This window comes from Pseudomonas migulae, from assembly GCF_043225285.1.
GTDB lineage: Bacteria > Pseudomonadota > Gammaproteobacteria > Pseudomonadales > Pseudomonadaceae > Aquipseudomonas > Aquipseudomonas migulae_C.
On sequence record NZ_CP171224.1, the window covers coordinates 4,275,657 to 4,299,483 of the forward strand.

Below are 23,827 nucleotides of genomic sequence, written 5' to 3' on the forward strand. Positions count from 1 at the left end.
AGCTTCCTCCGAGCTTATCGAGGAGAGTTCATGCTAACCCAGGAAGAGGATCAGCAGCTCGTCGAGCGCGTTCAACGCGGCGACAAGCGAGCTTTCGATCTGCTAGTGCTGAAATACCAGCACAAAATTCTCGGGTTGATCGTGCGTTTCGTGCACGACACCCATGAAGCCCAGGATGTGGCGCAGGAAGCCTTTATCAAGGCGTACCGTGCGCTTGGAAATTTTCGCGGAGACAGCGCGTTTTACACGTGGCTTTACCGCATCGCCATCAACACGGCGAAGAACTATCTGGTTTCACGCGGCCGTCGGCCGCCGGATAGCGATGTCAGTTCCGAAGATGCAGAGTTCTACGATGGCGATCATGGCCTCAAGGATCTCGAGTCGCCAGAACGTGCGTTGCTGCGGGATGAGATCGAAGGCACCGTCCATCGAACCATTCAGCAACTGCCAGAAGATTTGCGTACGGCTTTAACTTTACGTGAATTCGATGGTCTGAGTTACGAGGACATTGCGAGCGTCATGCAATGTCCGGTGGGCACCGTGCGCTCCCGGATTTTCCGCGCTCGGGAGGCCATCGATAAAGCCCTGCAGCCGTTGTTGCAGGAAAACTGAGACAGCGGCGACAGCCAAGAGAGGAACGCCATGAGTCGTGAAGCCCTGCAGGAATCGCTGTCCGCAGTGATGGATAACGAAGCGGACGAATTGGAATTGCGTCGGGTGTTGAATGCCTTCGACGATGTTGAAACCCGTGATACATGGGCTCGTTATCAGATCGCTCGGGCAGTGATGCACAAGGATCTGCTGCTTCCACGCCTGGACATCGCCGCGGCAGTTTCCGCTGCGCTGGCTGACGAAGCCGTACCGGCAAAAGCTTCCCGTGGTCCATGGCGCAGCCTGGGTCGTCTGGCAGTTGCAGCTTCGGTTACCGTTGCCGTACTGGCAGGTGTCCGTCTGTACAACCAGGACGAAATCGCGGGTGTGGAGCTGGCTCAGCAATCCAGCCAACCAGGTCTGGCCGTTCCTCAGGTCAAGGGCCCAGCTGTATTGGCAGGCTATAATGAGAGTTCGGAAGCCACTGGCCCTATGGCCAACGGCGTATTGCAAGGGCAGCCAGGCTGGCATGATCAGCGTTTGCCAGGCTACTTGCGCCAACATGCTCAACAGGCTGCAATGAAAGGTACTGAGAGCGCTCTGCCTTACGCTCGTGCCGCAAGCCTGGAAAACCGTTAAGGAGGATCATGCGCGCCATACCTCTACTTTCGCTTCTGCTCAGTGGCTGGTTCATTGTTCCAGCCCACGCCGATGAAGCCCAAGACTGGTTGATCCGTCTTGGTCAGGCCGAGCAACAGCAAAGCTTTCACGGTACTTTTGTCTACGAGCGAAACGGTAGTTTTTCTACCCATAACATCTGGCACCGCGTCCAGGATGGCAAAGTCAGCGAGCGTTTGCTCCAGCTCGATGGCTCTGCGCAGGAAGTCGTGCGCATTGATGGGCATACTCAATGCGTCAGCGGCGCCCTGATCGCCGGGCTTGGGGACTCCCCCAACTCCGCTGCTCGTGCACTCGATCCCCAAAAGCTCAAGAATTGGTACGACCTTGCCGTCATCGGCAAGTCGCGCGTGGCCGGACGTGCGGCCGTCATTGTTTCCCTGACGCCTCGCGATCAACACCGCTATGGTTTTGAATTGCATCTGGACAAAGAAACCGGTTTGCCGCTGAAGTCTCTGCTCCTGAATGACAAAGGGCAGCTTCTGGAGCGCTTCCAGTTCACCCAGCTGAATACGTCCGACGTCCCTTCTGAAAAGGATCTGCAGCCGGGCAGCGATTGCAAAGCCGTTGTTCTCGAAAGTGACAAGGCTTCAGCCGTCAAGACTGCGCAGGCCTGGCATTCGGACTGGTTGCCCGCAGGCTTTGAGCTTACGAGCAGTTCGTCGCGCAAGGATCCGGAAACCAAAATCCAGGTCAACAGCCTGATGTATGACGATGGCCTGGCCCGTTTCTCGGTGTTCCTTGAGCCGCTGAACGGTGCCCCCCTCACCGATACCCGTACTCAGCTGGGGCCGACCGTTGCCGTATCCCGACGCCTGACCACGCCTCAGGGCGACATGATGGTCACTGTGGTCGGTGAGATCCCTGTAGGTACTGCTGAACGGATTGCGCTGTCCATGCGCACCGATGCCACTGCCACCCAGTAGTGAGCTGATATCGAAATGTTTGGTGAGCATTTCAATTTGCAAATACCCCCGATTTTTTTTATAGGTCAGAGCCCCTCGGCTCTGGCCTTGTTTGTTGTTCCCGGAACAAAAATACCGGCGTATCGTTCCCGGTGTTCCTTGCTCCATATCGCTTAACCATGCTCGTCGTAACGGGAGCCGTATGTCGATACCACGCTTGAAGTCTTATCTCTCTATTTTCGCCACTGTACTGGTGCTCGGTCAGGCGGTCGCTGCTCAAGCAGTCGAGCTGCCTGACTTTACGCAACTGGTCGAGCAGGCCTCGCCTGCGGTGGTGAACATCAGTACCACGCAGAAACTGCCGGATCGCAAAGTCAGCGATCAGATGCCCGATCTAGAAGGGCTGCCGCCGATGTTGCGCGAGTTCTTCGAGCGCGGCATGCCGCCACAGCCGCGATCGCCACGCGGTGATCGTCAGCGTGAAGCCCAATCCCTGGGTTCGGGCTTCATCATCTCGTCTGACGGCTACATCCTCACCAACAACCACGTGATTGCCGATGCCGATGAAATTCTCGTTCGTCTCGCCGATCGCAGCGAGTTGAAAGCCAAGCTGGTCGGCACCGATCCGCGTTCCGACGTGGCCTTGCTGAAAATCGAAGGCAAGGATCTGCCGGTCCTGAAGCTGGGTAAATCCCAGGACCTGAAGGCCGGCCAATGGGTCGTCGCCATCGGCTCGCCGTTCGGTTTCGACCATACCGTGACCCAAGGTATCGTCAGCGCCATCGGTCGCAGCCTGCCGAACGAAAACTATGTCCCGTTCATCCAGACTGATGTGCCGATCAACCCGGGGAATTCCGGTGGGCCGCTGTTCAACCTGGCGGGCGAAGTGGTGGGGATCAACTCGCAGATCTACACCCGTTCCGGCGGCTTCATGGGCGTATCGTTCGCCATCCCTATCGACGTGGCCATGGATGTTTCCAATCAGCTGAAAAGCGGTGGCAAGGTCAGCCGAGGCTGGTTGGGCGTGGTCATTCAGGAAGTGAACAAGGACCTGGCCGAGTCGTTCGGTCTCGAGAAACCGGCCGGTGCGCTGGTCGCCCAGATCCAGGATGATGGCCCGGCGGCCAAGGGTGGCCTGCAAGTAGGCGACGTGATCCTGAGCATGAACGGTCAACCGATCGTCATGTCCGCCGATCTTCCACATCTTGTGGGCGCGCTGAAAGCCGGTTCGAAAGCCAATCTGGAAGTGATCCGTGAAGGCAAGCGCAAGAACGTCGAGTTGACGGTCGGCGCGATCCCTGAAGAGGGCAAGGAGCTGGATTCCCTGGCGAAATCGAACACCGAGCGCAGCAGCAATCGCCTGGGTGTTTCCGTCGCCGAGCTGACTGACGAGCAGAAGAAAACCTACGACCTCAAAGGTGGTGTGGTGATCAAGGAAGTGCAGGACGGTCCTGCTTCCCTGATCGGTCTGCAGCCAGGCGATGTCATCACTCACCTGAACAATCAGGCGATTGGTTCCGCCAAGGAATTCACCGATATTGCCAAGGCGCTGCCGAAGAATCGTTCGGTGTCGATGCGAGTCCTGCGTCAAAACCGCGCCAGCTTCATCACCTTCAAACTGGCTGAATAAACCGGTTGTCGGCTGAATAAAAAACCGCCTCGAAAGAGGCGGTTTTTTTGTGCCTGCCGAAAAGCGTCAGCCCATCATGTCCTTGATCATGCGCTCTTGCTCCATCAGCTCTCGCTGCCGGGCGTCGATGCGCGAGGACAGTGGGAAGTTGGTGCCGGCCTTGCGTTTGGCAAAGTCCAGTTGCTGGATGGCCTGACGGTAATCGCCGACCAGCGCGAAGTACTCGGCGCGAGCCTGATGCAGGCCAATGATGTTGCCGGACAGGCCACGGGTCTCCGCCACCATGTACCAGACGTCCGGGTCATCCGGACGACTCTTGAGCAGGTTCTCCAGGGCTTTTTCCGCTTCCGGCGCACGGTTCTGCTTGAGCAGCAAATCGACGCGCACCTGATTCAGCGGATAGTTGCCCGGATACTGGGTCAGCATCTTGTCGACCCGGGTCTGGGCGTCCGGCAGGCGATTGTTGGTAATGTCGAGATCAATCTGTGCGAGGTTGTAGATGATCTCGTTTGGCGATTTGGCCAGCAGCTGCTTGAGGTTTTCCCGCGCCTCGTTCAACTGGCCGCCCTTGATCTGGGCGATGGCCAGGCCATAGCGAGCGACATCGTTTTTCGGGTTTTCATCCAGCTGAGCGCGAAAGCGCTTGGCGCCCAGGCCTGGGGTTTCTTCGTAGATCAGCTGGACTCGCGCGCGAATCAGCTGATAACGCATGGAGTCTTCGATACCGCCCTGCGGTGCTTGCTCGGCACGGTTGCGGGTGTCGGCGATCCGGGATTCGGTCACCGGGTGCGTCAGCAGGAATTCCGGGGGCTTGGCGTCGAAACGGTACTGGCGCGCCAGCCGCTCGAACATGGTCGGCATCGAGCGTGGATCGTAACCGGCCTTCTCCAGGTTGAGGATGCCGATGCGATCGGCTTCCTGTTCGTTCTGGCGCGAGAAACGACGTTGTTCCTGAATCGCCGCCGCCTGTGTGCCCGCAATCGCCGCGATACCGGCATCACCGGCACCGGCGGCGGCAATCACGATCCCGGCCAGCAGCGCGGCCATCATCGGCACCTGCATGCGTTGTTGCGCTTCGACGCCACGAGCAAAGTGGCGCTGCGACAAGTGAGCCAGTTCGTGAGCGAGTACCGAGGCGTATTCGCCTTCGGTCTGGGCGTTGAGGAACAAACCGCCGTTAACCCCGACAATCCCGCCCGGCGCCGCAAAGGCGTTGAGCTGCGGGCTGTTGATCAGGATGAATTCAAGGCGCCGGTCATTGACCTGGCTGGTCTCTACCAGGCGGTAGACGCTGGACTCGACATAGTCCTTGAGCTGCGGGTCATTGAGTTGGTCAACCTGACTGCGCAACAGCGCCAGCCAGGCACGACCCAACTGGTATTCCTGCTGTGGCGAGACAATGGCAGAACTGGCGTCGCCGAGTGACGGCAAGTCGTCGGCGAAGCTCGGAGAGGCGAGCAGGCAAGCGAGCGTCAGCAGGGTAGGGCGCAAAAAAGTCATGCACAAAGCCTTGAGTCGACAAAGACCTTACTGTAGCCGGACAGTACGCTTCGGACCAGATATTCTAAGCCGCTCGAACACCAGACCCGGAGTGACGCAATGACCGACGCTGTAGCCCATGACGCCGAACTGGACGCCAGTGGCCTGAATTGTCCGTTGCCGCTGCTCAAGGCCAAGCTGGAACTCAATCGCATGGCCAGCGGTGCGGTGCTCAAGGTGATCGCCACCGATGCGGGCTCGCAACGTGACTTCCGCACCTTTGCCCGATTGGCCGGTCACACGCTGCTGCGTGAAGAAGATGAAGCGGGCGTGTACCGCTACTGGTTGAAAAAAGCCTGAAAACTGCTGCGTTCGTTTCTAAGGATTATTGATGTTCAAAGTGTTACGCGACTGGATTCAGCGCTATTTCTCCGATGAAGAAGCGGTGGTATTGGCAGTCCTGCTGTTTCTGGCGTTCACCGCCGTGCTCACCCTTGGCGGCATGCTCGCGCCGGTGCTCGCGGGGATGGTGCTGGCGTACCTGATGCAAGGCCTGGTGGTGACACTTGAGCGGCTGCGGGTGCCGGGCGGGGTGGCCGTGGGAGCGGTCTTTGCCTTGTTCATGGGCGTTTTGCTGGTGTTTATCATCGTGGTGGTGCCGTTGCTCTGGCACCAGTTGATCACCTTGTTCAACGAGTTGCCCGGCATGCTTGCCAAGTGGCAATCGTTGTTGCTGTTACTGCCTGAGCGTTATCCGCATCTGGTGTCTGACGAGCAAGTGTTGCAGGCCATTGAGGTGGCGCGCGGCGAAATCGGCAAGTTCGGTCAATGGGCGCTGACGTTCTCGCTATCGAGCCTGCCGCTGCTGGTCAACATCATGATTTACCTGGTGCTGGTGCCGATCCTGGTGTTCTTCTTTCTCAAGGACCGGGAAATGATCGGCCAGTGGGTTCGCGGCTATCTGCCACGCGAGCGCGCGTTGATCACCCGTGTCGCCCACGAAATGAACCGGCAGATTGCCAACTACATTCGCGGCAAGGTCATCGAGATTTTCATTTGTGGTGGCGTGACCTACATCGCCTTTGTCGTGCTGGGACTCAACTACGCGGCGCTGCTGGCGTTGCTGGTGGGCGTGTCGGTGGTGGTGCCGTATGTCGGGGCCGTGGTGGTGACCGTGCCGGTGCTGTTGATTGCGCTGTTCCAGTGGGGCTGGAGTGATCAGTTCATCTATTTGATGGCGGTCTACGGGATCATCCAGACACTCGACGGCAACGTGCTGGTGCCGCTGTTGTTCTCGGAAGCGGTCAACCTGCACCCGGTGGCGATCATCTGCGCGGTGCTGTTGTTTGGCGGGTTGTGGGGATTCTGGGGTGTGTTCTTCGCGATTCCGTTGGCGACGCTGTTCAAGGCGGTGCTCGACGCATGGCCGCGCAAGGAGCCCGTGGTGGCGCCTCTGCTTTAACAGCCGGATTTCACGGTGAGGCGCGAGGCCTCATCGCTGGCAAGCCAGCTCCCACAGGATTGATGCGGCCCCTGTGGGAGCGAGCCTGCTCGCGAAAGCGTCCGAAAGGACGCTAAAAATGTCAGGCCTTGTTCAATGCCTGCGCCGCAGCCAGCACAGCATCCACATGCCCCGGCACCTTCACGCCGCGCCATTCCTGACGCAGCACGCCATCCTTGTCGATCAGGAAGGTGCTGCGATCAACGCCCATGTATTCCTTGCCATAAAGCTTCTTCAGCTTGATCACATCAAACAACTGGCACAGCGCTTCTTCCTTGTCGCTGATCAGCTCGAAGGTGAACGCTTGCTTGGCCTTGAAGTTCTCGTGGGATTTCAGGCTGTCACGGGACACGCCGAAGACTTCGGTGTTGGCCGCTTTGAAGGCGTCCAACTGATCACGAAAGCCCTGGCCCTGGGTCGTGCAACCCGGCGTGCTGTCCTTCGGATAGAAGTAGATCACCACTTGCTTGCCTTTGAGGCTCGCGAGGCTGACGGTCTGCCCGCTGGTGGCGGGTGCTTCGAAATCGGCAACCGGTTGGTCGATGGCAACAGCCATGAAAGCTTCCTTACATTGGGTTTTGTGGACGCCACGGTTCGATCAGGGCATCCAGGTTCAGCGCATCGGCGAAATCCAGGAACTGATCGCGCAACCAGCTGATCTGCACGCCGGCCGGCAAGGTCACGGTGAACGTGGCGTTAAGCATGGTGCCGCCGGTTTGCGGCGCCTGATACGTATCGCAGGTCAGGTTTTCCAGTTCAACGTTGTGGTCCATGAAGAACTGGCACAGCTCGTTGATGATGTCCGAGCGATACGCCGAGCTGACATAGGCAACGTACGGCAGTGCCTGAGGACGGTTCTCCAGCGCCGCGCTACGCACCACGTTGACCGTGAAGGCGTGCTTCTTGGCGAGGGTCGGCAAGCTGCCTTCCAGGCGTGCCAGGGCGTCCCAGCTACCGGAGATTTCGAGGACCAGCGCACTGCACTCGCCATGACGGGTCAGGCGAGAGGTAACCACGGCGCAGCGGTTTTCATGGCTGGCGCGGCACAGGACGTTAGTCAGCTCCATGGGGTTGGCGCCGAGGGCACTGATGACAAGGAATTGTTCGCGAACTGTGGGGGTGGACATGCAGCATTCCTAAAGCGATGAGCGGTCGGTACTTCTATCGGCTTGTTTTACCGGGTGCGAGCCTGCGGATGCGAATTCAGAAAGCCCCGGGCGCAGGTTGCAACGTGCTCCAGTACGGCAGGAGCGAGTGATATCAACGCTGGAATGGGGCTTGTGATGCCGAAAATGGAGGCTGAAACCCGACGTACGAGCTTATCAGTATCGATCAAAGTCTGAAGGGTAGCGAAAAGCAGCGCCAAGGGGAATGGCGGCAGCGCAGTACTTCGCTTGTGCAAGCATCTTGGCGCCAGTACCATTACGGCTCTCTTTTTCCGGCAGGAGCGGTTGCATGATTGCGGGCAGTATGGTGGCACTGGTCACACCCATGGATGCACAAGGTCGTCTCGACTGGGACAGCCTGAGCAAACTGGTGGACTTTCACCTGCAAAACGGCACCCACGCCATCGTGGCGGTCGGCACTACAGGTGAATCGGCCACGCTAGACGTGAACGAGCACATCGAAGTGATTCGTTATGTAGTCAAGCAGGTGGCAGGGCGCATTCCGGTGATCGCCGGTACCGGCGCCAACTCGACGCGCGAAGCCATCGAGCTGACCACCAATGCGAAGACTGCCGGCGCCGATGCCTGCCTGCTGGTGACGCCGTACTACAACAAGCCGACCCAGGAAGGCTTGTACCAGCACTTCAAGGCCATCGCAGAAGCCGTCGACATCCCGCAGATCCTTTATAACGTGCCTGGCCGTACCGCATGCGACATGCTGGCCGAGACCGTGATCCGCCTGTCGACCGTGAAAAACATCATCGGCGTCAAGGAAGCCACCGGCGACCTGGATCGTGCCAAAGCGATCATCGACGGCGTCAGCGAAGACTTCCTGGTGCTCTCCGGTGACGACGCCACAGCCGTTGAACTGATCCTGCTGGGCGGCAAAGGCAATATCTCGGTGACCGCCAACGTTGCCCCGCGCGACATGGCCGACCTGTGCAACGCTGCCCTGAAAGGCGACGCCGTCACGGCTCGCGCGATTCATGAAAAGCTGATGCCGCTCAATAAAACCCTGTTTATCGAATCCAACCCTATCCCCGTGAAATGGGCACTGCATGAAATGGGCTTGATGCCGGACGGTATCCGTCTGCCGCTCACCTGGCTCAGTGCTGCCTGTCACGAACCGCTGCGGCAGGCCCTGCGCCAGTCCGGCGTCCTGGTTTAATTGAGGAAGCACTACGCATGAAGCGATTGGCCGGACTTTCCGCACTTGCCTTGATTATCTCCAGCACCAGTGGCTGTGGATGGGTCTGGGGCCCGGAAGGTTATTTCCGCGACCGTGGTAGCGATTACCTGGAAGCGCAACAGACTGCACCTATGCAATTGCCACCGGACGTCAGCACTTCCAAGCACCTGGATCCGCTGCTGCCGATTCCGCGCAACGTGGCCGACGACACCGCCAAGGGCGAGTACATCGTGCCGCGTCCGCAGCCTCTGTCTGCCGCCGCCGACGCCAGTGCTTACTCGCTGCAGAAAACCGGTGACTCGCGCTGGATCGTGGCCCAGAACCCACCGGCCGAAGTCTGGCCTGTGGCCGTGCAGTTCTTCCAGGACAACGGTTTCCGTCTGGACGAACAGCGTCCGCAAACCGGCGAATTCACCACCACCTGGCAGCATTCGGATGAACTGTCCGCCGCCATGGCCAAGCGCCTGAGCGCCGCCGGCGTCAGCACCGACAGCGAAACCCGCGTGCGGGTGCGCATCGAGCCGGGCGTGCAGCGCAACACCAGCGAAGTCTACGTGGTCAGCGCCGAACGTCCTGCCGGCAGCACCGCCGATGTGGCCTTCACCAACCGTTCGGTCAACACTGGCCTGGACGCGGCACTGGTCGACGACATGCTGGCGAGCATGAGCCGTATCTCCGAGAAGGGCGGTTCGGTCTCCATGCTGGCTTCCCGTGATTTCGACACGCCGAGCCGTGTCAGCCTGAGCGAAGACGGTAGCGGCAACCCGGTTCTGAACGTCGGCAACGACCTGGACCGTGCCTGGTCGAGCGTCGGTCGTGCGCTGGAGCAAGGCGAATGGCGCGTTGAAGACATCAACCGCAGCCTGGGCCTGTACTACATCAACCTGTCTGAAAAAGCCGAGAAGAAAGACGACAAGCCTGGCTTCTTCGGCAGCCTGTTCGGCAGCGCGCCGAGCAAGGAAGAAGTTGAAGCCCGTGCCGAGCGTTATCAGGTTCGCCTGAGCAAGGTGGGTGACAGCGTCCAGGTCACCGTCGAGAAAAACATCAACACCGTGGCGCCGGCTGACGTGGCGCGCAAAGTGTTGAGCGTGATTCAGGACAACCTGGGCTGATCACATGCGTTTTGCCGTTCTCGGCAGCGGTAGCCAAGGGAACGGCACGCTGATAGCCAGTGCTGACACGTATGTGCTGGTGGATTGTGGTTTCTCCCTGCGGGAAACCGAAAAACGCCTGTTGCGTCTGGGTGTGAACCCGACGCAACTGAGCGCGATACTCGTAACCCACGAACATGCCGACCACGTGCATGGCGTGGGTTTGCTGTCTCGGCGCTACAATCTGCCTGTCTACCTCAGTCGCGGCACCCTGCGCGGGATGCGAAAACCGATTGAACCGGCCGGCCTTCTGGCGGACGGCGAGCAATTGCAGATCGGCGCACTGAGCATCGGCGTCATTGCCGTGGCCCACGATGCACAGGAGCCGACGCAGTATGTCTTCAGCGATGGTGAGCGGCGCTTCGGCCTGTTGACCGACCTGGGTTCGTATTGCGACAAGGTGCTGGACGGCTATCGTGATCTCGATGCATTGATGATCGAGTCCAACCATTGCCGTGACCTGCTGGCTCGCGGTCACTACCCGTACTTTCTCAAGCAGCGGGTGGGTGGTGAACTGGGACATTTGAACAACCACCAGGCGGCATTCCTGGTGTCCGAGTTGGGCTGGCAAGGCCTGCAACACCTGGTCCTGGCCCATCTGAGCAGCAAGAACAACCTGCCGCAGCTGGCCCGGCAATGTTTTGTCGACACCCTCGGGTGCGACCCGGACTGGCTGCAACTGGCCGATCAAGATTCAGGGCTCGACTGGCGACACATCGCCTAGCCCACCTACTTAGCAAGCGGAGCCCATCATGGAAAAACGTGAAGAACTCTACCGCGGCAAAGCCAAATCGGTTTTCAAGACCGACGACGCTGACCGCTTGATCCTGCTGTTTCGCAACGACACTTCGGCGTTCGACGGCAAGCGCATCGAGCAGCTCGACCGCAAAGGCATGGTGAACAACAAGTTCAACGCCTTCATCATGCAGAAACTCGAAGCCGCCGGCGTGCCGACCCAATTCGACAAACTGCTGGGCGACAACGAATGCCTGGTGAAAAAGCTCGACATGATCCCGGTCGAGTGCGTCGTGCGTAACTACGCCGCCGGCAGCCTGGTCAAGCGCCTGGGCGTCGAAGAGGGCATGAAGCTCAACCCTTACACCTTCGAACTGTTCCTGAAGGACGACGCCAAGGGCGACCCGTTCATCAACGAATCCCACGTCGTGGCCTTCGGCTGGGGCACCGCCGAGCAACTGGTTCGCATGAAAGAACTGTCGCTCAAGGTCAATGAAGTCCTGAGCAAACTGTTCGACGACGCCGGCTTGCTGCTGGTCGACTTCAAACTGGAGTTCGGCGTGTTCTCCGACGGCTCCATCGTCTTGGGCGACGAATTCAGCCCGGACGGCTGCCGTCTGTGGGACAAGGCCACCGGCAAGAAAATGGACAAGGATCGCTTCCGCCAGGGCCTCGGTGACGTCATCGAAGCTTACGAAGAAGTCGCCAATCGTCTGGGCGTACCGCTTTAATCGACGCAAGCATCTGATAGCACAGAAATATTTCGCCTAGGGGGTTCGCTTCCAGCAAAAGTGTTGTTATGATGCGCGCCGTTGGAGAGATGCCAGAGTGGCCGAATGGGACGGATTCGAAATCCGTTGTACCTTCACCGGTACCTAGGGTTCGAATCCCTATCTCTCCGCCATTACATAGAAAAAGCCCCGTAGCTGAATAAGCTACGGGGCTTTTTCGTTTGTATGGATTTTTAAGCAGTGAAGCTGCTCAATCAGAGCAGCTTCGTATCAGCCCGCAAATCCTACGGCTGCGAATGCCCCAGTTTCCGCTTGATCAGCTCGTACACATCCTTGTGGGTGGAGTTGTGCAGGGTTTTGTCCTTGCAGGCTGAAGCCAGGAATGTTTTGACCTCTTCCTTCGCATGAGGGTATAGGCCTGCGACGTAGTCGGTTTCATGGGCCTGGGTGCAATTGAAGTGTTTGTCGTCTTTCGCTTTGTCTCTAGCCATTGCAGAGGCTCCTTTTGAGTTTGCATGATTGTCGAGGGGCAGGACCTTCCACCCCGCTCGTTGCAGAGCTTAGGGGGCAAGCCTGATACCGCCAGGGGGTTGGACAAATCAGGAAGGGACTGTCAGACCATGCCGGAGTCTGCTGCTGAACTAAACAAGCGCTTCACCCGGCAAACTCAGCTCATTGACTATCATCCAATACAGCGCATTGATCGAATGACGGGTGATGGGATGAGCAGATGGCGGCGTCTTTGGTTGTCCGTGAAGCTGGTAGCAGCCGCTGCGGCGTGCGTGGCGGTGGCTGTTCAGGCTTTTCTATACATGCTGGACAGCCAGGACGCCGTGCAAATTCATCCGCTGAGTATCATGGTCGCAGGGTTGATTTTTGGCTTTGTCAGCTATGGACTGCTGTCGCTGATCGAAAGGGGAGTAAAGCGTCTCGTGGCTCGTTTTGACACAGCCGCCCCCGAACCTCAGGCAGAACTTGAGGCCGATGTGGAGCTGACACTGGACGAGCCGCTAACCCCGTTATCTGACGCCCCAGTTCATCAGAAAAATCTGTGAGCAGAACTTTTTTGTGAGAATCGTCAGGGTTCCTCCGTAAGAAAAATAAGCCTGTACAGAGGAAAAATTACCCAGCCAAGTAGCTCGAATTACCGCCCTCCGAATTCGCTGGCCGCCCCGGTATTCAAGGCTTTTACCTCGAAATATTCCCTGACACTCAAAAATATCACCGCCAAAAATCCTCCTCTACTCTGGTTTCGCAGGTCACTGATCTGCGGTTATCAGCCATCGCAAGGAGCGATCAATGTATTTTGAGATTTACAGGCAAACCCGTGGCACCCCACAAACCGGCAAGGGTCAATGGCGGTGGCGCTTGCGGGCAGGAAACAACGAAACGATTGCCAGCGGAGAGGCCTACGTCAACAAGGCGGATTGCGTGCATGCCATCAGCTTGATCAAGGGCACTCAGGAACTGACCCCGGTGAAGGAAATCTAGGATTGCAAACAGTGAAGCTGCTCGATCAGGGCGGCTTCGTTTCGATCAGTTGGTTTGATCTGACGCTATCTGCTTCAGTCGCATAGACGCCATTCGCGACAGCTACCTAAACTGTCGGCAGAAATGGAGACCGGGGGCAGTGGATGAATCGTAACGAACTACGCAAGGCAGACATCAACCTGATGGTGGTGTTTGAAACCTTGATGCTCGAACGCAACGTGACCCGGGTGGCGGAGAAGTTGTTTCTCGGGCAGCCGACCATCAGCTCGGCACTCAACCGCTTGCGCACGATGTTCAACGATCCGCTGTTCATTCGGGTTGGCCATCGGATGGAGCCAACGGCTCGGGCCGAAGAGCTGATCCAGTACCTGTCGCCAGCGCTGGATTCGCTGTCAGTCGCCTTGAGCCTGACCCATGATTTCGACCCTGCCAGCAGCACCATGACCTTTCGCATCGGGCTGTCGGACGATGTCGAGTTTGGTTTGCTGCCGCCCTTGCTGCGCGCGCTGCGCCAGGAAGCGCCGAAAGTGGTGTTTGTGGTGCAGCATGTCGATTACTGGCGCATTCCGGATTTGCTGGCCTCCGGCGATATCACCGTCGGCATCAGCCAGACCCGCGGCCTTCCGGCCAATGCCAAGCGTAAATTGCTGCGACACATTCAGCCCAGTATCTTGCGTGCCGATGCCTCTGACACGCCGTTGACCCTCGATGAGTACTGCTCGCGTCCTCACGTGCTGGTGTCGCATACCGCCAATGTCAGTGGCTACGCCGATGAGTGGCTGGCTGAGATTGGTCGTACGCGCCAGGTGGTGCTTTCCGTACCGCAATACAGCTCGCTACCGGCCTTGCTCGCCGGAACCGATCTGATCGCCAGCCTGCCGGATTACACCGCCGAGGCGATGGCCGCCTCCGGGCAGCTGTTCACCGAGCCATTTCCGTTCAAGACACCAACCCTGGATTTGTCCATGGTCTGGCTCAGTCATGTCGACACCGATCCCGCCGAACGCTGGTTGCGCTCACGACTCGAGGCGTTCATGAGTGAGCGTTTAGGGGCGACGCCGGCCCCGTAAGCAGGACCACTCTGTGTTATATGTACGATCTTTCCGCCAACCTTGAGGATCCGCGTCATGCCCCACCTGCACATGGAATACACCGCCAATCTGCCCGAGTTAAACGCCGATGTGGCTCTGATCCGGCTGAACAACACGCTGGTGGCTTCCGGTCAGTTTGCTGCCGAATACGACATCAAGAGCCGTGCGGTGAAGGTTGAGACGTTCAAGGTCGGTACGGCAATGAGCGAGCGGGCGTTCGTGCATGTGAAGCTGGCGTTGTTGAGCGGCCGCTCGCCGGCGATCAAAAAACAGTTGTCCGAAAGCCTGCTCGCGGTGGTGCAGGACCTGTGTGAATGGCCGAAGGATATTGAAGTCCAGCTGGCCGTTGAACTGCTCGACATTGATCGAGAGTCCTACAGCAAGGTCGCCATCAATAACTGAAGCTCAAGCCATTTCCTGCTCGACGCAGGCCTGCACGACCTGCTCGCGCAGCCAGGTGTTGGCGCAGTCCTGATCGGCGATTTGGCTCCACTGCATGTCGAGGGTGAAACCCGGCAAGCCGCTGGGTGCTTCGCAGTGATTGAAGTTGCCCTCGCCGGCCAGCAACTGCTGGATGCGGCGGGGCAGGGTGACGATGAAATCGGTGCCGGTGATCATTTTCAGTGCCGCGCTGTAGCTGTTGGAACGCGCGACGATCTGCCGGCTCAGCGCTTGTTGCGCGAGCCAGCCATCGACCATGTTAGTGGTGGACGTCCAGGGTGTCGGAAACACATGCCGGCGTTCGGCAAAGGCTTGCAGGCTAAGGCGCGGCTCCAGGGGTGTGGCGCGTTTGTCGAAGACACAGACCAGATCATCTTCCAACAGTATTCGGGATTTGAAGTCGGTGTGAGTGCGATGAAAGTTCGGACCGAAGCAAATCACCAGGTCGAAGCTGCCATCGCGCAGCTCCTCGGCGGGGATATCGGTTTCGAACTTGTGCATGTTGACCATCACTGGCCAGTCGGCGAAACCAAAACGTTGCAACAGGCGCGGCAGGATCAGTTGCTCGAAGTATTCCGGTGCGCAGATGTTGAAGGTGACTGGTTGCAGGCTGGGGTCGAACGTTGGTGCGCCGGCGTGGCACAGGTTGACGCTTTCGAGGATCTTCAGCACGTGGGTGTACATGGTGCTGGCTTTGTAGGTGGGCCGCATGCCGGCCCGTGTATTGATGAACAACTCGTCCTCGAACCCGGTGCGCAGCTTTTTCAGGCAGTAACTCACGGTGGACTGGCTGACGCAGAGGGTTTCCGATACGGCGGTGACACTGCTTTGTTCATACACGGCGATAAACACCATGAGGTCCTGCATGTCGAGTTTTCGAAGCAAGTTACTGTTCAGCATCCATTCGTCTCGCTGTGATCCATGCACTGATTGAGCGCAAACTCGTGCGAATGATCCTAGCGGAACGATGGTGCCAGGAGAATGGCTTGTAAGAAGTTTCAACAATAGTTGTGAGGCAATGCTGGTGGACTTCAGCCCTGCACGGTAGCCGGCAATGCGCGGCGACTGGACATCAATAATGTCAGCATGCCGATGCCAACGAGCACTGCGCCGATGATTTCCAGTGGCAAGGGCGGCTGATGCAACCAGAGCCAGTGAAACAGCGTGATGAACAACGTGCTCAGGTAAATGTAGGAAATGACCGAGGACGGGGCGATGACGCCGATGGCCCGGTGCAACAGCCAGAAGGTTGCGAGAGTGGCAAACAGCGCCAGGTAGATCAGCCAGTAGAAGTCGTTCAGGGTCAGCGACAGGCCTGATCGCCAACCACCGCTGAAACCGCAGAACACCAGCAGGAACAGCGCGCCGAACAGCATGTTCCAGAAAGTCATGCCCACCGGTCCGCGGCCCTTGAGGCTGTTGGCCTTGAGTCGCTGGCTCAAGGGTGAGTACAGCGCCATCGCCAGGCAACCGACCCCAAACACCGACACAGCGTAGGGCGACGGCAACTCTTCTGGTCCCGCGCCTTTCAGTACCAGCAACACGGCACCCGCAGCGGCGATCAGCATTGGCAACAGTCGTTTTCTCAGGCTGCTGTCCGGCAGCAGCACGGTTTCAAACAGCATCGTCAGCAACGGCACCAGGGTGAACATCGTCCCGGTGTTGGCGGCGGAGGTGTAGCGCAGCGCCTCGAACAATGAGCCGAAATAGGTCGCCAGTAGCAAGCCGAGTACGGCATGGCCGAGCAGCCCGTTGCGGGTCATGGCGGTATCACCCTTGAGCAGCAGCAACGGCAGAAACACCAGGGCGCAAAACAACAGGCGCAAACCGGTCAGCAGGATCGGGTCGATGGTCTGGCTGACTTGCGCCGCCGCGGAAAACGAAGCGGCGACCAACAATGCCCAGAGCAGCATGCCGAGGTGGGCGGTGGCGAAACCGGTGTGTTTCATGAGGGCTGTTCCGGATCAGTGAAGAGGGCGGGTGGCAAGGAGCCGATTAGGCCCGGGAGGGTTGGAAGCCCGCAAATCAGAAAGTCCGGTGCGGTATCTAAAAATCAAATACCTCTGTCACGACGCAGACCCCCTGTGGGAGCGAGCCTGCTCGCGAAGAGATCTTTCAGTCATCCTTGTTTTTGACTGTCATACCGCCTTCGCGAGCAGGCTCGCTCCTACAGGGGTTCCCCGTTTGGTCTTGTAGAATGTTTAGCCAATCTACAACCAAAGTTCTTCAAATCCCGATTTAACGACTTTTCCAGCCATGTGACGCTGCTGCCCATCTGTTTACTGCGGTCTTCTTTATGGACGGTTGTCCGGTCGCACTTCCTTCTGAACTTGCCTTCTGGGCGTTGTGGCATTGCCGTCACGCGCGCCCGCCGGACTCCTGCCTTTCCCGTCGATAATTCCTTACAGGTCCCGCGCTGTGCGCCGGGATCAAAACGGCAGCGCCTGCGCGTTTGCCTGACGCGGAAACAAGAGAATTCCCATGAGTTGTGCTACGACCTCCTTCGCCACGCAGCAAGAAGCCCTGACGTTTCTGGAACAGAACCCTGATATCGAGATGTTCGAGCTGTTTATCCTCGACAACAACGGCGTGCCTCGGGGCAAGTTGTTGCATCGTGATGAATTGCTGGCGGTGTACCAAAGCGGTCGTCCGCTGCCGAGCACCATCCTGGGCCTGACCATCAACGGCGATGACGTGGAAAACTCCGGGCTGGTCTGGGACGTGGGCGATATCGATTGCCGGGCCTACCCGATCAGCGGCAGCTTGACGCGCATGCCGTGGCGATTGATTCCGACCGCAGCGGTGCAAGTCAGCATGCACCCGACGGAGGGCATGCCGGCGACCATCGCCGATCCTCGGCACTTGCTGGCGAAGGTCATCGAAGGCTTGCAGGCCGACGGTTATTACCCGGTGATGGCGGCGGAGCTGGAGTTCTACCTGCTGGACCAACAGCGCGACAGCAACGGCCGGCCGCAACCGGCGCGAGACGTTGACGGTGGTCGCCCACGCGGTACTCAGGTCTACGGTTTGCGCGAACTGGAGCAGATCGAGCCGTTCCTCGCCGACCTGTACAGCGCCTGCAAACTTCAGGGTATTCCGGCACGCACGGCGATCTCCGAATACGCGCCGGGGCAGGTGGAAATCACCCTCGAACATCGCGCCGATGCCCTACAAGCGATGGATGAAGCCGTGCGCTACAAACGGCTGGTCAAAGGCGTGGCGCACAAACACGGGATGACCGCGTGCTTCATGGCCAAGCCCTTCGACGACCTGGCCGGCACCGGTATGCACATGCACGTCAGTCTGGCGGACAAGGAGGGCAACAACCTGTTCGCCAGCGAAGCCACGGACGGTACGCCGCTGCTGAGGCAAGCGGTTGGCGGGATGCTCAGCACCTTGCTCGATTCGTTGCTGCTGTTCTGCCCGAACGCCAACTCCTACCGACGCTTCCAGACCAACAGCTACGCGCCGCTGGCCGCCACCTGGGGCGTGGACAATCGCACCGTGAGTTTGCGTGTGCCAGGCGGGCCGGCGTTCTCGCGGCACATCGAACATCGCATTTGCGGTGCCGACGCCAACCCGTACCTGGCGGCGGCAGCGATCCTGGCCGGTATCCATCGCGGCATTCGTGAACGCCTTGATCCGGGAGCGCCGGTTGAGGGCAACGGTTACGCCCAAGCCACGGAATTGCTGCCCACCGACTGGCTGACCACCTTGCGCGCACTGGAAGGTTCGAGCTGGGCGCGGGATGCGTTCGGCAGCGAGTTTCTTGGCGTTTACCTCGCGGTAAAACGTGCCGAGTATCGACAGTTCATGGGCGAAGTCGGTGAGCAGGATTGGCGTTGGTACCTGAACCAGGCCTGAACCATTCTCAAATACAACTTAAGTTTTCTTAATAAACTACAAGCCAACTAATCGTTGGCTTCTTTTTCACAAAAAATTGATGGTTGGCTGCCTAAAGTTAGTGCTGTCGCGATTAATGAAATTTTCACATTTATCGACGGCACTTCTTTTCAGGAACAGCCGATCATCATGTTGAAGTTCAAACCCGTGCGCCCCGAGTGGGTGACGCTGATTGCCAGCGCCTTTCTATTAATCGGTTTCAATCTGGTGCTCTGGCAGCACCTGTTCGAGATCACGGCATCCGACGCTAAAGGCGTGGCCATGCGTGTGGCGTTTGGCTTGATGACCCTGGCTGCCTTCAACATTGTGCTGACACTGCTGGCGTTCCGGCCGGTACTGAAACCGCTCTTGACTCTGATCTTCATGATCAGCGCCGGCGTGGCGTATTTCATGGGTCAATACGGTGTGCTGATCGACACCGGCATGTTGCGTAACTTTGCGCAGACCAATGCCACGGAAGTGCGTGACTTACTTTCTATAAAGATGCTTGTTTATATTCTGCTGCTCGGTGTGTTGCCATCGTGGTTGTTGTGGAAAACTCCGGTTAGTTATCGTCGCTGGCACCGTGAGTTGTTAAGTAAAGTGCTGGTGAGTGTTGCCTCGGTTGCTGTTATCGGTGGCGTAGCGCTGGTTAACTATCAAGGTCTTTCGTCGTTGTTTCGCAATCACCATGAATTGCGTTTGATGGTGGTGCCCAGCAACTACATTGGTGCGTCGGTCAGCTACCTGCGCGAGCAAGTCGCTTCGGCCCAGCAACCCTTCGTCAAGATTGGTGAAGACGCCGAGCGCAATCCCGCCTGGCAAACCCACGGCCGCAAATCCCTGACCGTGCTGGTGGTGGGGGAAAGTGCCCGGGCCGAGAACTTTGGCGTGTTGGGTTACGACCGTGACACCACGCCAAAGCTGGACAAGGAATCGGGTCTGATCGCCTTTACCGATGTGCACTCCTGCGGCACGGAAACCGCCGTGTCGGTGCCGTGCATGTTTTCCAACATGGGCCGCAAGGACTACAACGCGAGCAAGGCAAAGAATGAAGAAGGCTTGCTGGATGTGCTCAAGCGGGCGGGGCTGGATGTCATCTGGCGTGATAACCAGTCGGGCTGCAAAGGCACGTGCGACCGGGTCACCCTCGACGATGTCAGCAACCTGAAAGACCCGGTGCTCTGCGCCAACAGCGAATGCCGCGACGAGATTCTCCTGCAAGGCTTGCAGCACTTTATCGACAACCTCGATAAAGACACGGTGCTGGTGTTGCACCAGATGGGCAGTCACGGCCCGGAATACTTCAAGCGCTACCCGAAAGAATACGAACGCTTTACCCCGGTTTGCGAAAGTAACGCCCTGAACAATTGCAGTCGCGAAAGTATCGTCAACGGTTACGACAACACGCTGGTGTATACCGATCATGTGCTGTCGACCCTGATCGACCTGTTGCGCAGCAACCAGGACAAAGTTGATACCGCGATGTTGTACCTGTCGGACCACGGCGAATCACTGGGCGAATACAACCTGTTCCTTCACGGCACGCCTTACATGATGGCGCCCGATCAACAAAAGCATGTCGCCATGCTGGCCTGGTTCTCCGACAGCTATCAGAAGTCGTTTTCGGTAGACACCCATTGCCTGCAAATGAGCCGTGACAAACCGTTGAGCCAGGACAACCTGTTCCATTCGATGCTCGGATTGCTGGAAGTGAACAGCAAGGTCTACAACCAGGACCTGGATATGTTCGCGGGTTGCCGTGGCGCCGTGATTGACGGTGTGTTGGCCAAAGAGTGAGGCCCACGACCTTTTTTTCACCTGGTGGCCGCTAACCTGCGGCCCGTTGGATTTTTCCCTGCAAGAGCCATCGTCCATGTCTGCTCAGCCTCCATCCGCCATCGAGCTTGAGTTCGCCCGGCGCCACGATCAGGAACACGCCCGCGTCTGTCTGCAACCGCGCCCGCGTGGTCTCGGCGGGCGCCTGGCATTCTGGCGCGACGAGCAGTTGGTGCGCCATGCGCTCAAAGTGGCGGGCGAGCCGGGGCTGATTCTCGACGTCGCCTGCGGTGCGGGGCGTTTCTGGCCGGTGCTGGCCGAGCACGCAAACCGGGTGATCCTGGCGTCTGACCCATCGCAGGAAATGCTCGATCACGCCCCGACGCACCACCCGCAACACCTGTTGAGTCGGGTCAAGACCTTTCAGAGTTCGGCGTTCACACTCGGCTTGTCGGCCAATGCGGTGGACTGCATTTTTTGCATGCAGCTGTTTCAGCACATCGCCAGCCCCGAGCATCGACTGGCCATGCTCGGCGAGTTCCATCGGGTCAGCCGCGATACGGTGATTGTCGCGGTGCGGGTCGATGCCGGTTTAAAGCGTCGGCAGCCGATTGTGGATGGCGCTGCACCTCAGCCGCTGGCCGCGAAGGCGCAAGTGGAGGCCGAGTTCAAACAGGCGGGGTTTCGTGTACTCAGCCATCAGGATTTCCTGCCGGGCTGCGCGCGAATGCGTGTCTACGTGTTGCGTAAGGCCCGATAACCTCCCTCCGTCAGACAATTCTTGCTATCAGGCAGGTGTTTTCGCTAAAGCTCTTGTTCAGTGGATGCGCGGAAATCGCCGGGGGCGATATATACTGCGCGCCATTCTTCAAGGGAGAGCCGTGTGGCCATCGATATTCACTGGATTCGCGACAACGATAGCCTCGGCCGGTTTTGCGCCGAATGGCAGCAGCTGCCCTACGTTGCCCTCGACACCGAATTCATGCGGGTCGACACCTTTTATCCGATTGCAGGCCTGCTGCAGATCGGCGATGGCGTACGCGCTTACCTGATTGACCCGCTGACCATCGACAACTGGCAGCCTCTGGCCGCGTTGCTGGAAAACCCGGCCGTGGTCAAAGTCGTCCACGCCTGCAGCGAAGACCTCGAAGTGTTGCTGCGCCTGACCGGCAGCCTGCCGGCGCCGCTGTTCGACACGCAACTGGCCGCCGCTTACCTGAACCTGGGTTTTTCCATGGGCTACTCGCGGCTGGTGCAGGAAGTGCTCGGCATCGACCTGCCCAAGGGCGAGACCCGTTCCGACTGGCTGCAACGCCCGCTGTCCGACACCCAGATCAGCTACGCCGCCGAAGACGCCTTGCACCTTGCGGAAGTTTTCGTACGGCTTCGTCCGAAGCTGTCTGACGACAAATACGCCTGGGTCCTGGAAGACGGCGCCGAACTGGTGGCCAACCTGCGCCGTGAGGTGGATCCGTACGAGGTCTATCGCGAAGCCAAGCTGGCCTGGAAACTTTCCCGCGCGCAACTCGCCGTGCTGCGTGAACTCTGCGCCTGGCGCGAGCGCGAAGCCCGTGCCCGCGACCTGCCGCGCAATCGCATCATCCGCGAGCACTCCCTGTGGCCGCTGGCCCGGACGCAACCGGACAACCTCGGCGCGTTGGCGAAAATCGAAGACATGCACCCGCGTACCGTGCGTCAGGACGGCGAATTTCTGCTTGATCTGATCAAGCGCTCTGGCAGTGTGTCGCCAGACCAATGGCCGCCCGCCGTGCCGGAGCCGTTGCCGGTGGATGCTGCCGCGCTGATCAAACAGTTGCGTGCACTCGGCCAGGCCGAAGCCGAACGACTGAACGTTGCGCCGGAACTCATGCTGCGCAAGAAAACCCTGGAAGCGCTGCTCAAGAGCGGCTTCCCCAACGGTCCTTACCAATTGCCTGATTCGCTGCGTGGCTGGCGCCGCGAATTGATGGGCCAGGCGCTGCTCGACAGCCTGGCCACCGCCGGAGAACAGCCTTGAAACGTATTTGCTCCATCTATCGCAGCTCGAAGAAAAACGAAATGTACCTCTATGTGCTCAAAAGTGATGCACTGGAGCGCGTGCCCGAAACTCTGATGGCGGCCTTCGGCAAAGCCATCCACGCCTTCGATCTGGTGCTGAGCCCGGAGCGCAAGCTGTCGCGCGAGGACATTACCGTGGTCCTGGAAAACCTCGACAAGCAGGGCTATCACCTGCAGATGCCGCCGGCCGAGGACGAGTACATCGAACACTTGCCGGAAGAGTTGCTGCGTCGCAACGATCCGATGTGATCGGCAGACAGGCTCTGTTCAGAGTCTGCATGAAACACTGGAATGATTTTGGCGATGGCCGCGACGAGGGAGCGATACTCCTTCGGCGGCTGTCTGCCCTGCTTTTGAAAGGTTTGAAACATGCGCGTTCTGATTGCTGAACACGACCACCCTGTCTATGCCCAATTGTTGCGTCAGGCAGCGCCCGATCTGGAGGTGCTGACCAGCGGCGATTCGGCCGAACTGGCCCGTCAGGCTGCCGATTGCCCGATCTGGCTGGGTCAGCCGGACCTTCTGGCCACCCTGTTGCGTCAGGGCCATCAGCCGCAATGGCTGCAATCGACCTGGGCTGGCATCACGCCGCTGCTGGCCGACGGCCTGCCACGGCACTATCGCCTGACCCGCGCGGTAGGGATTTTCGGTCAGGTCATGGCCGAATACGTGTTGACCTACATGCTCGGTCACGAACGCGAGGTGTTGCCGCGCCTGGTCAGCCAGGTCGAGCGCAAATGGGACAGTCGCCAGGGCCAAAGCCTGGCGGGACGCAAAGTATTGATCGTTGGCACCGGCGATATCGGCCAGACCGTGGCGCAGTTCCTGCTGCCGTTTGGCGTCGAGTTGTATGGCATTGCCAGCGAAGCCCGTACTCAGGCGCCATTCATCGAAGTGGCCGCCCTGGCGGACTTGCCGCGTCTGGTGGGTGAAGTGGATTACGTGATCAATCTGCTGCCAAACACTCCGACGACCCACGATCTGTACGACGCGGCGTTGTTCAAGCAGTTCAAGTCGACCGGGTTGTTCATCAACGTCGGGCGCGGCGTGGCGGTGGTCGATGCGGATCTGGTGGAGGCCCTGAAGGAAGGGCATCTGGCGGGGGCGGTGATCGACGTCTGCCGTCAGGAGCCATTGCCGCAACGTCATCCGTTCTGGACGGCCTGGGGCTTGCTGCTGACCGGGCACAGCTCGGCACCGACTTCGCCGACGATGATGGTCAAATTGTTCGTCGAGAACCTGCGGGCGTATCAGGCGGGAGAGGGGTTGCGCGGGGAAGTGGATTTCAATCGCGGGTACTGAACCCACTGCAATAAAAAATGTGGGAGC

General features: G+C 58.8%; 26 protein-coding genes and 1 tRNA gene. 21 read left to right on the forward strand and 6 right to left on the reverse strand.

Annotation, left to right across the window (positions count from 1 at the left end; genetic code table 11):
* The first annotated feature begins 30 nt into the window (after positions 1 to 30).
* The 4 genes from rpoE to ACF6ZU_RS19595 all read left to right on the forward strand — a co-directional run bounded on the left by rpoE (position 31) and on the right by ACF6ZU_RS19595 (position 3,804).
* Positions 31 to 612, forward strand: coding sequence for an RNA polymerase sigma factor RpoE (gene rpoE, locus ACF6ZU_RS19580; protein ID WP_003172477.1), 582 nt, complete (start codon positions 31 to 33; stop codon positions 610 to 612).
* Between the two features lie 30 nt (positions 613 to 642).
* On the forward strand, positions 643 to 1,230 hold the full coding sequence (locus ACF6ZU_RS19585; RefSeq protein ID WP_392886167.1) for a sigma-E factor negative regulatory protein: 588 nt from the start codon (positions 643 to 645) through the stop codon (positions 1,228 to 1,230).
* An 8-nt stretch (positions 1,231 to 1,238) separates the two neighbouring features.
* Complete coding sequence (locus ACF6ZU_RS19590) at positions 1,239 to 2,195, forward strand: MucB/RseB C-terminal domain-containing protein (protein ID WP_392886169.1); 957 nt, start codon at positions 1,239 to 1,241, stop codon at positions 2,193 to 2,195.
* Between the two features lie 181 nt (positions 2,196 to 2,376).
* On the forward strand, positions 2,377 to 3,804 hold the full coding sequence (locus ACF6ZU_RS19595) for a DegQ family serine endoprotease (RefSeq protein WP_392886171.1): 1,428 nt from the start codon (positions 2,377 to 2,379) through the stop codon (positions 3,802 to 3,804).
* A 66-nt stretch (positions 3,805 to 3,870) separates the two neighbouring features.
* Here the strand turns inward: ACF6ZU_RS19595 and ACF6ZU_RS19600 are convergent, their stop codons facing one another.
* A complete protein-coding gene (locus tag ACF6ZU_RS19600) occupies positions 3,871 to 5,304 on the reverse strand; it encodes a M48 family metalloprotease (RefSeq protein WP_392886173.1) in 1,434 nt (477 codons plus the stop codon).
* Between the two features lie 99 nt (positions 5,305 to 5,403).
* Here ACF6ZU_RS19600 and ACF6ZU_RS19605 point away from each other — a divergent pair, with 99 nt between their 5' ends.
* Positions 5,404 to 5,643, forward strand: a complete 240-nt coding sequence (locus ACF6ZU_RS19605; RefSeq protein ID WP_028621876.1) for a sulfurtransferase TusA family protein — start codon at positions 5,404 to 5,406, stop codon at positions 5,641 to 5,643.
* A gap of 31 nt (positions 5,644 to 5,674) precedes the next feature.
* Positions 5,675 to 6,745, forward strand: coding sequence for an AI-2E family transporter (locus ACF6ZU_RS19610; RefSeq protein ID WP_392886174.1), 1,071 nt, complete (start codon positions 5,675 to 5,677; stop codon positions 6,743 to 6,745).
* A gap of 121 nt (positions 6,746 to 6,866) precedes the next feature.
* On the opposite strand, the gene ACF6ZU_RS19615 is transcribed toward ACF6ZU_RS19610, so the two are convergent.
* A complete protein-coding gene (locus ACF6ZU_RS19615) occupies positions 6,867 to 7,340 on the reverse strand; it encodes a peroxiredoxin (protein ID WP_028621874.1) in 474 nt (157 codons plus the stop codon).
* 10 nt (positions 7,341 to 7,350) lie between these two features.
* A complete protein-coding gene (locus ACF6ZU_RS19620) occupies positions 7,351 to 7,911 on the reverse strand; it encodes a glycine cleavage system protein R (protein ID WP_150579860.1) in 561 nt (186 codons plus the stop codon).
* 328 nt (positions 7,912 to 8,239) lie between these two features.
* Here ACF6ZU_RS19620 and dapA point away from each other — a divergent pair, with 328 nt between their 5' ends.
* From dapA to ACF6ZU_RS19645, 5 genes are all read left to right on the forward strand, one after another.
* The gene (gene dapA, locus ACF6ZU_RS19625; protein ID WP_392886176.1) at positions 8,240 to 9,118 is read left to right on the forward strand and encodes a 4-hydroxy-tetrahydrodipicolinate synthase; all 879 of its coding nucleotides are present in this window, start codon (positions 8,240 to 8,242) and stop codon (positions 9,116 to 9,118) included.
* A gap of 17 nt (positions 9,119 to 9,135) precedes the next feature.
* Complete coding sequence (gene bamC, locus ACF6ZU_RS19630) at positions 9,136 to 10,251, forward strand: outer membrane protein assembly factor BamC (RefSeq protein WP_392886178.1); 1,116 nt, start codon at positions 9,136 to 9,138, stop codon at positions 10,249 to 10,251.
* A 4-nt stretch (positions 10,252 to 10,255) separates the two neighbouring features.
* Positions 10,256 to 11,014 carry an MBL fold metallo-hydrolase gene (locus ACF6ZU_RS19635; RefSeq protein ID WP_392886180.1) on the forward strand — a complete coding sequence of 253 codons (759 nt, stop codon included), beginning with the start codon at positions 10,256 to 10,258 and terminating at the stop codon, positions 11,012 to 11,014.
* Positions 11,015 to 11,042: 28 nt separating this feature from the next.
* A complete protein-coding gene (gene purC / locus ACF6ZU_RS19640) occupies positions 11,043 to 11,756 on the forward strand; it encodes a phosphoribosylaminoimidazolesuccinocarboxamide synthase (RefSeq protein WP_008034929.1) in 714 nt (237 codons plus the stop codon).
* Between the two features lie 83 nt (positions 11,757 to 11,839).
* A tRNA-Ser gene (locus ACF6ZU_RS19645) sits at positions 11,840 to 11,929 on the forward strand.
* A 111-nt stretch (positions 11,930 to 12,040) separates the two neighbouring features.
* Here ACF6ZU_RS19645 and ACF6ZU_RS19650 read toward each other — a convergent pair.
* A complete protein-coding gene (locus tag ACF6ZU_RS19650) occupies positions 12,041 to 12,247 on the reverse strand; it encodes a hypothetical protein (RefSeq protein ID WP_392886183.1) in 207 nt (68 codons plus the stop codon).
* Between the two features lie 129 nt (positions 12,248 to 12,376).
* Between ACF6ZU_RS19650 and ACF6ZU_RS19655 the strand changes: the two genes are divergently transcribed.
* From ACF6ZU_RS19655 to ACF6ZU_RS19670, 4 genes are all read left to right on the forward strand, one after another.
* A complete protein-coding gene (locus ACF6ZU_RS19655; protein WP_392886185.1) occupies positions 12,377 to 12,811 on the forward strand; it encodes a hypothetical protein in 435 nt (144 codons plus the stop codon).
* Positions 12,812 to 13,055: 244 nt separating this feature from the next.
* Positions 13,056 to 13,247: a YegP family protein gene (locus ACF6ZU_RS19660; RefSeq protein WP_392886187.1), complete on the forward strand. Its 192-nt coding sequence runs from the start codon at positions 13,056 to 13,058 to the stop codon at positions 13,245 to 13,247.
* 143 nt (positions 13,248 to 13,390) lie between these two features.
* On the forward strand, positions 13,391 to 14,317 hold the full coding sequence (locus ACF6ZU_RS19665; RefSeq protein WP_392886189.1) for a LysR family transcriptional regulator: 927 nt from the start codon (positions 13,391 to 13,393) through the stop codon (positions 14,315 to 14,317).
* Positions 14,318 to 14,374: 57 nt separating this feature from the next.
* A complete protein-coding gene (locus ACF6ZU_RS19670) occupies positions 14,375 to 14,740 on the forward strand; it encodes a 5-carboxymethyl-2-hydroxymuconate Delta-isomerase (RefSeq protein WP_392886191.1) in 366 nt (121 codons plus the stop codon).
* Between the two features lie 3 nt (positions 14,741 to 14,743).
* Here ACF6ZU_RS19670 and ACF6ZU_RS19675 read toward each other — a convergent pair whose 3' ends face one another.
* Both ACF6ZU_RS19675 and ACF6ZU_RS19680 read right to left on the reverse strand, forming a co-directional pair.
* On the reverse strand, positions 14,744 to 15,679 hold the full coding sequence (locus ACF6ZU_RS19675) for a LysR substrate-binding domain-containing protein (protein WP_392886193.1): 936 nt from the start codon (positions 15,677 to 15,679) through the stop codon (positions 14,744 to 14,746).
* A 131-nt stretch (positions 15,680 to 15,810) separates the two neighbouring features.
* Positions 15,811 to 16,728 (reverse strand): DMT family transporter, encoded by a 918-nt coding sequence (locus tag ACF6ZU_RS19680; RefSeq protein WP_392886195.1) that lies wholly within the window; start codon positions 16,726 to 16,728, stop codon positions 15,811 to 15,813.
* A gap of 532 nt (positions 16,729 to 17,260) precedes the next feature.
* On the opposite strand from ACF6ZU_RS19680, the gene ACF6ZU_RS19685 reads away from it, so the two are divergent.
* From ACF6ZU_RS19685 to ACF6ZU_RS19710, 6 genes are all read left to right on the forward strand, one after another.
* Positions 17,261 to 18,643 (forward strand): glutamine synthetase family protein, encoded by a 1,383-nt coding sequence (locus ACF6ZU_RS19685; RefSeq protein WP_392886196.1) that lies wholly within the window; start codon positions 17,261 to 17,263, stop codon positions 18,641 to 18,643.
* A gap of 168 nt (positions 18,644 to 18,811) precedes the next feature.
* Complete coding sequence (locus ACF6ZU_RS19690) at positions 18,812 to 20,461, forward strand: phosphoethanolamine transferase (protein ID WP_392886198.1); 1,650 nt, start codon at positions 18,812 to 18,814, stop codon at positions 20,459 to 20,461.
* A 76-nt stretch (positions 20,462 to 20,537) separates the two neighbouring features.
* Positions 20,538 to 21,200 (forward strand): class I SAM-dependent methyltransferase, encoded by a 663-nt coding sequence (locus tag ACF6ZU_RS19695; RefSeq protein ID WP_392886200.1) that lies wholly within the window; start codon positions 20,538 to 20,540, stop codon positions 21,198 to 21,200.
* A gap of 123 nt (positions 21,201 to 21,323) precedes the next feature.
* Complete coding sequence (rnd, locus tag ACF6ZU_RS19700; protein ID WP_392886201.1) at positions 21,324 to 22,457, forward strand: ribonuclease D; 1,134 nt, start codon at positions 21,324 to 21,326, stop codon at positions 22,455 to 22,457.
* Positions 22,454 to 22,747 (forward strand): YcgL domain-containing protein, encoded by a 294-nt coding sequence (locus ACF6ZU_RS19705; RefSeq protein WP_392886203.1) that lies wholly within the window; start codon positions 22,454 to 22,456, stop codon positions 22,745 to 22,747. Before rnd ends, ACF6ZU_RS19705 begins: the two co-directional genes overlap by 4 nt.
* Positions 22,748 to 22,867: 120 nt before the next feature.
* Complete coding sequence (locus ACF6ZU_RS19710; RefSeq protein ID WP_392886205.1) at positions 22,868 to 23,800, forward strand: D-2-hydroxyacid dehydrogenase; 933 nt, start codon at positions 22,868 to 22,870, stop codon at positions 23,798 to 23,800.
* Positions 23,801 to 23,827: the final 27 nt, after the last annotated feature.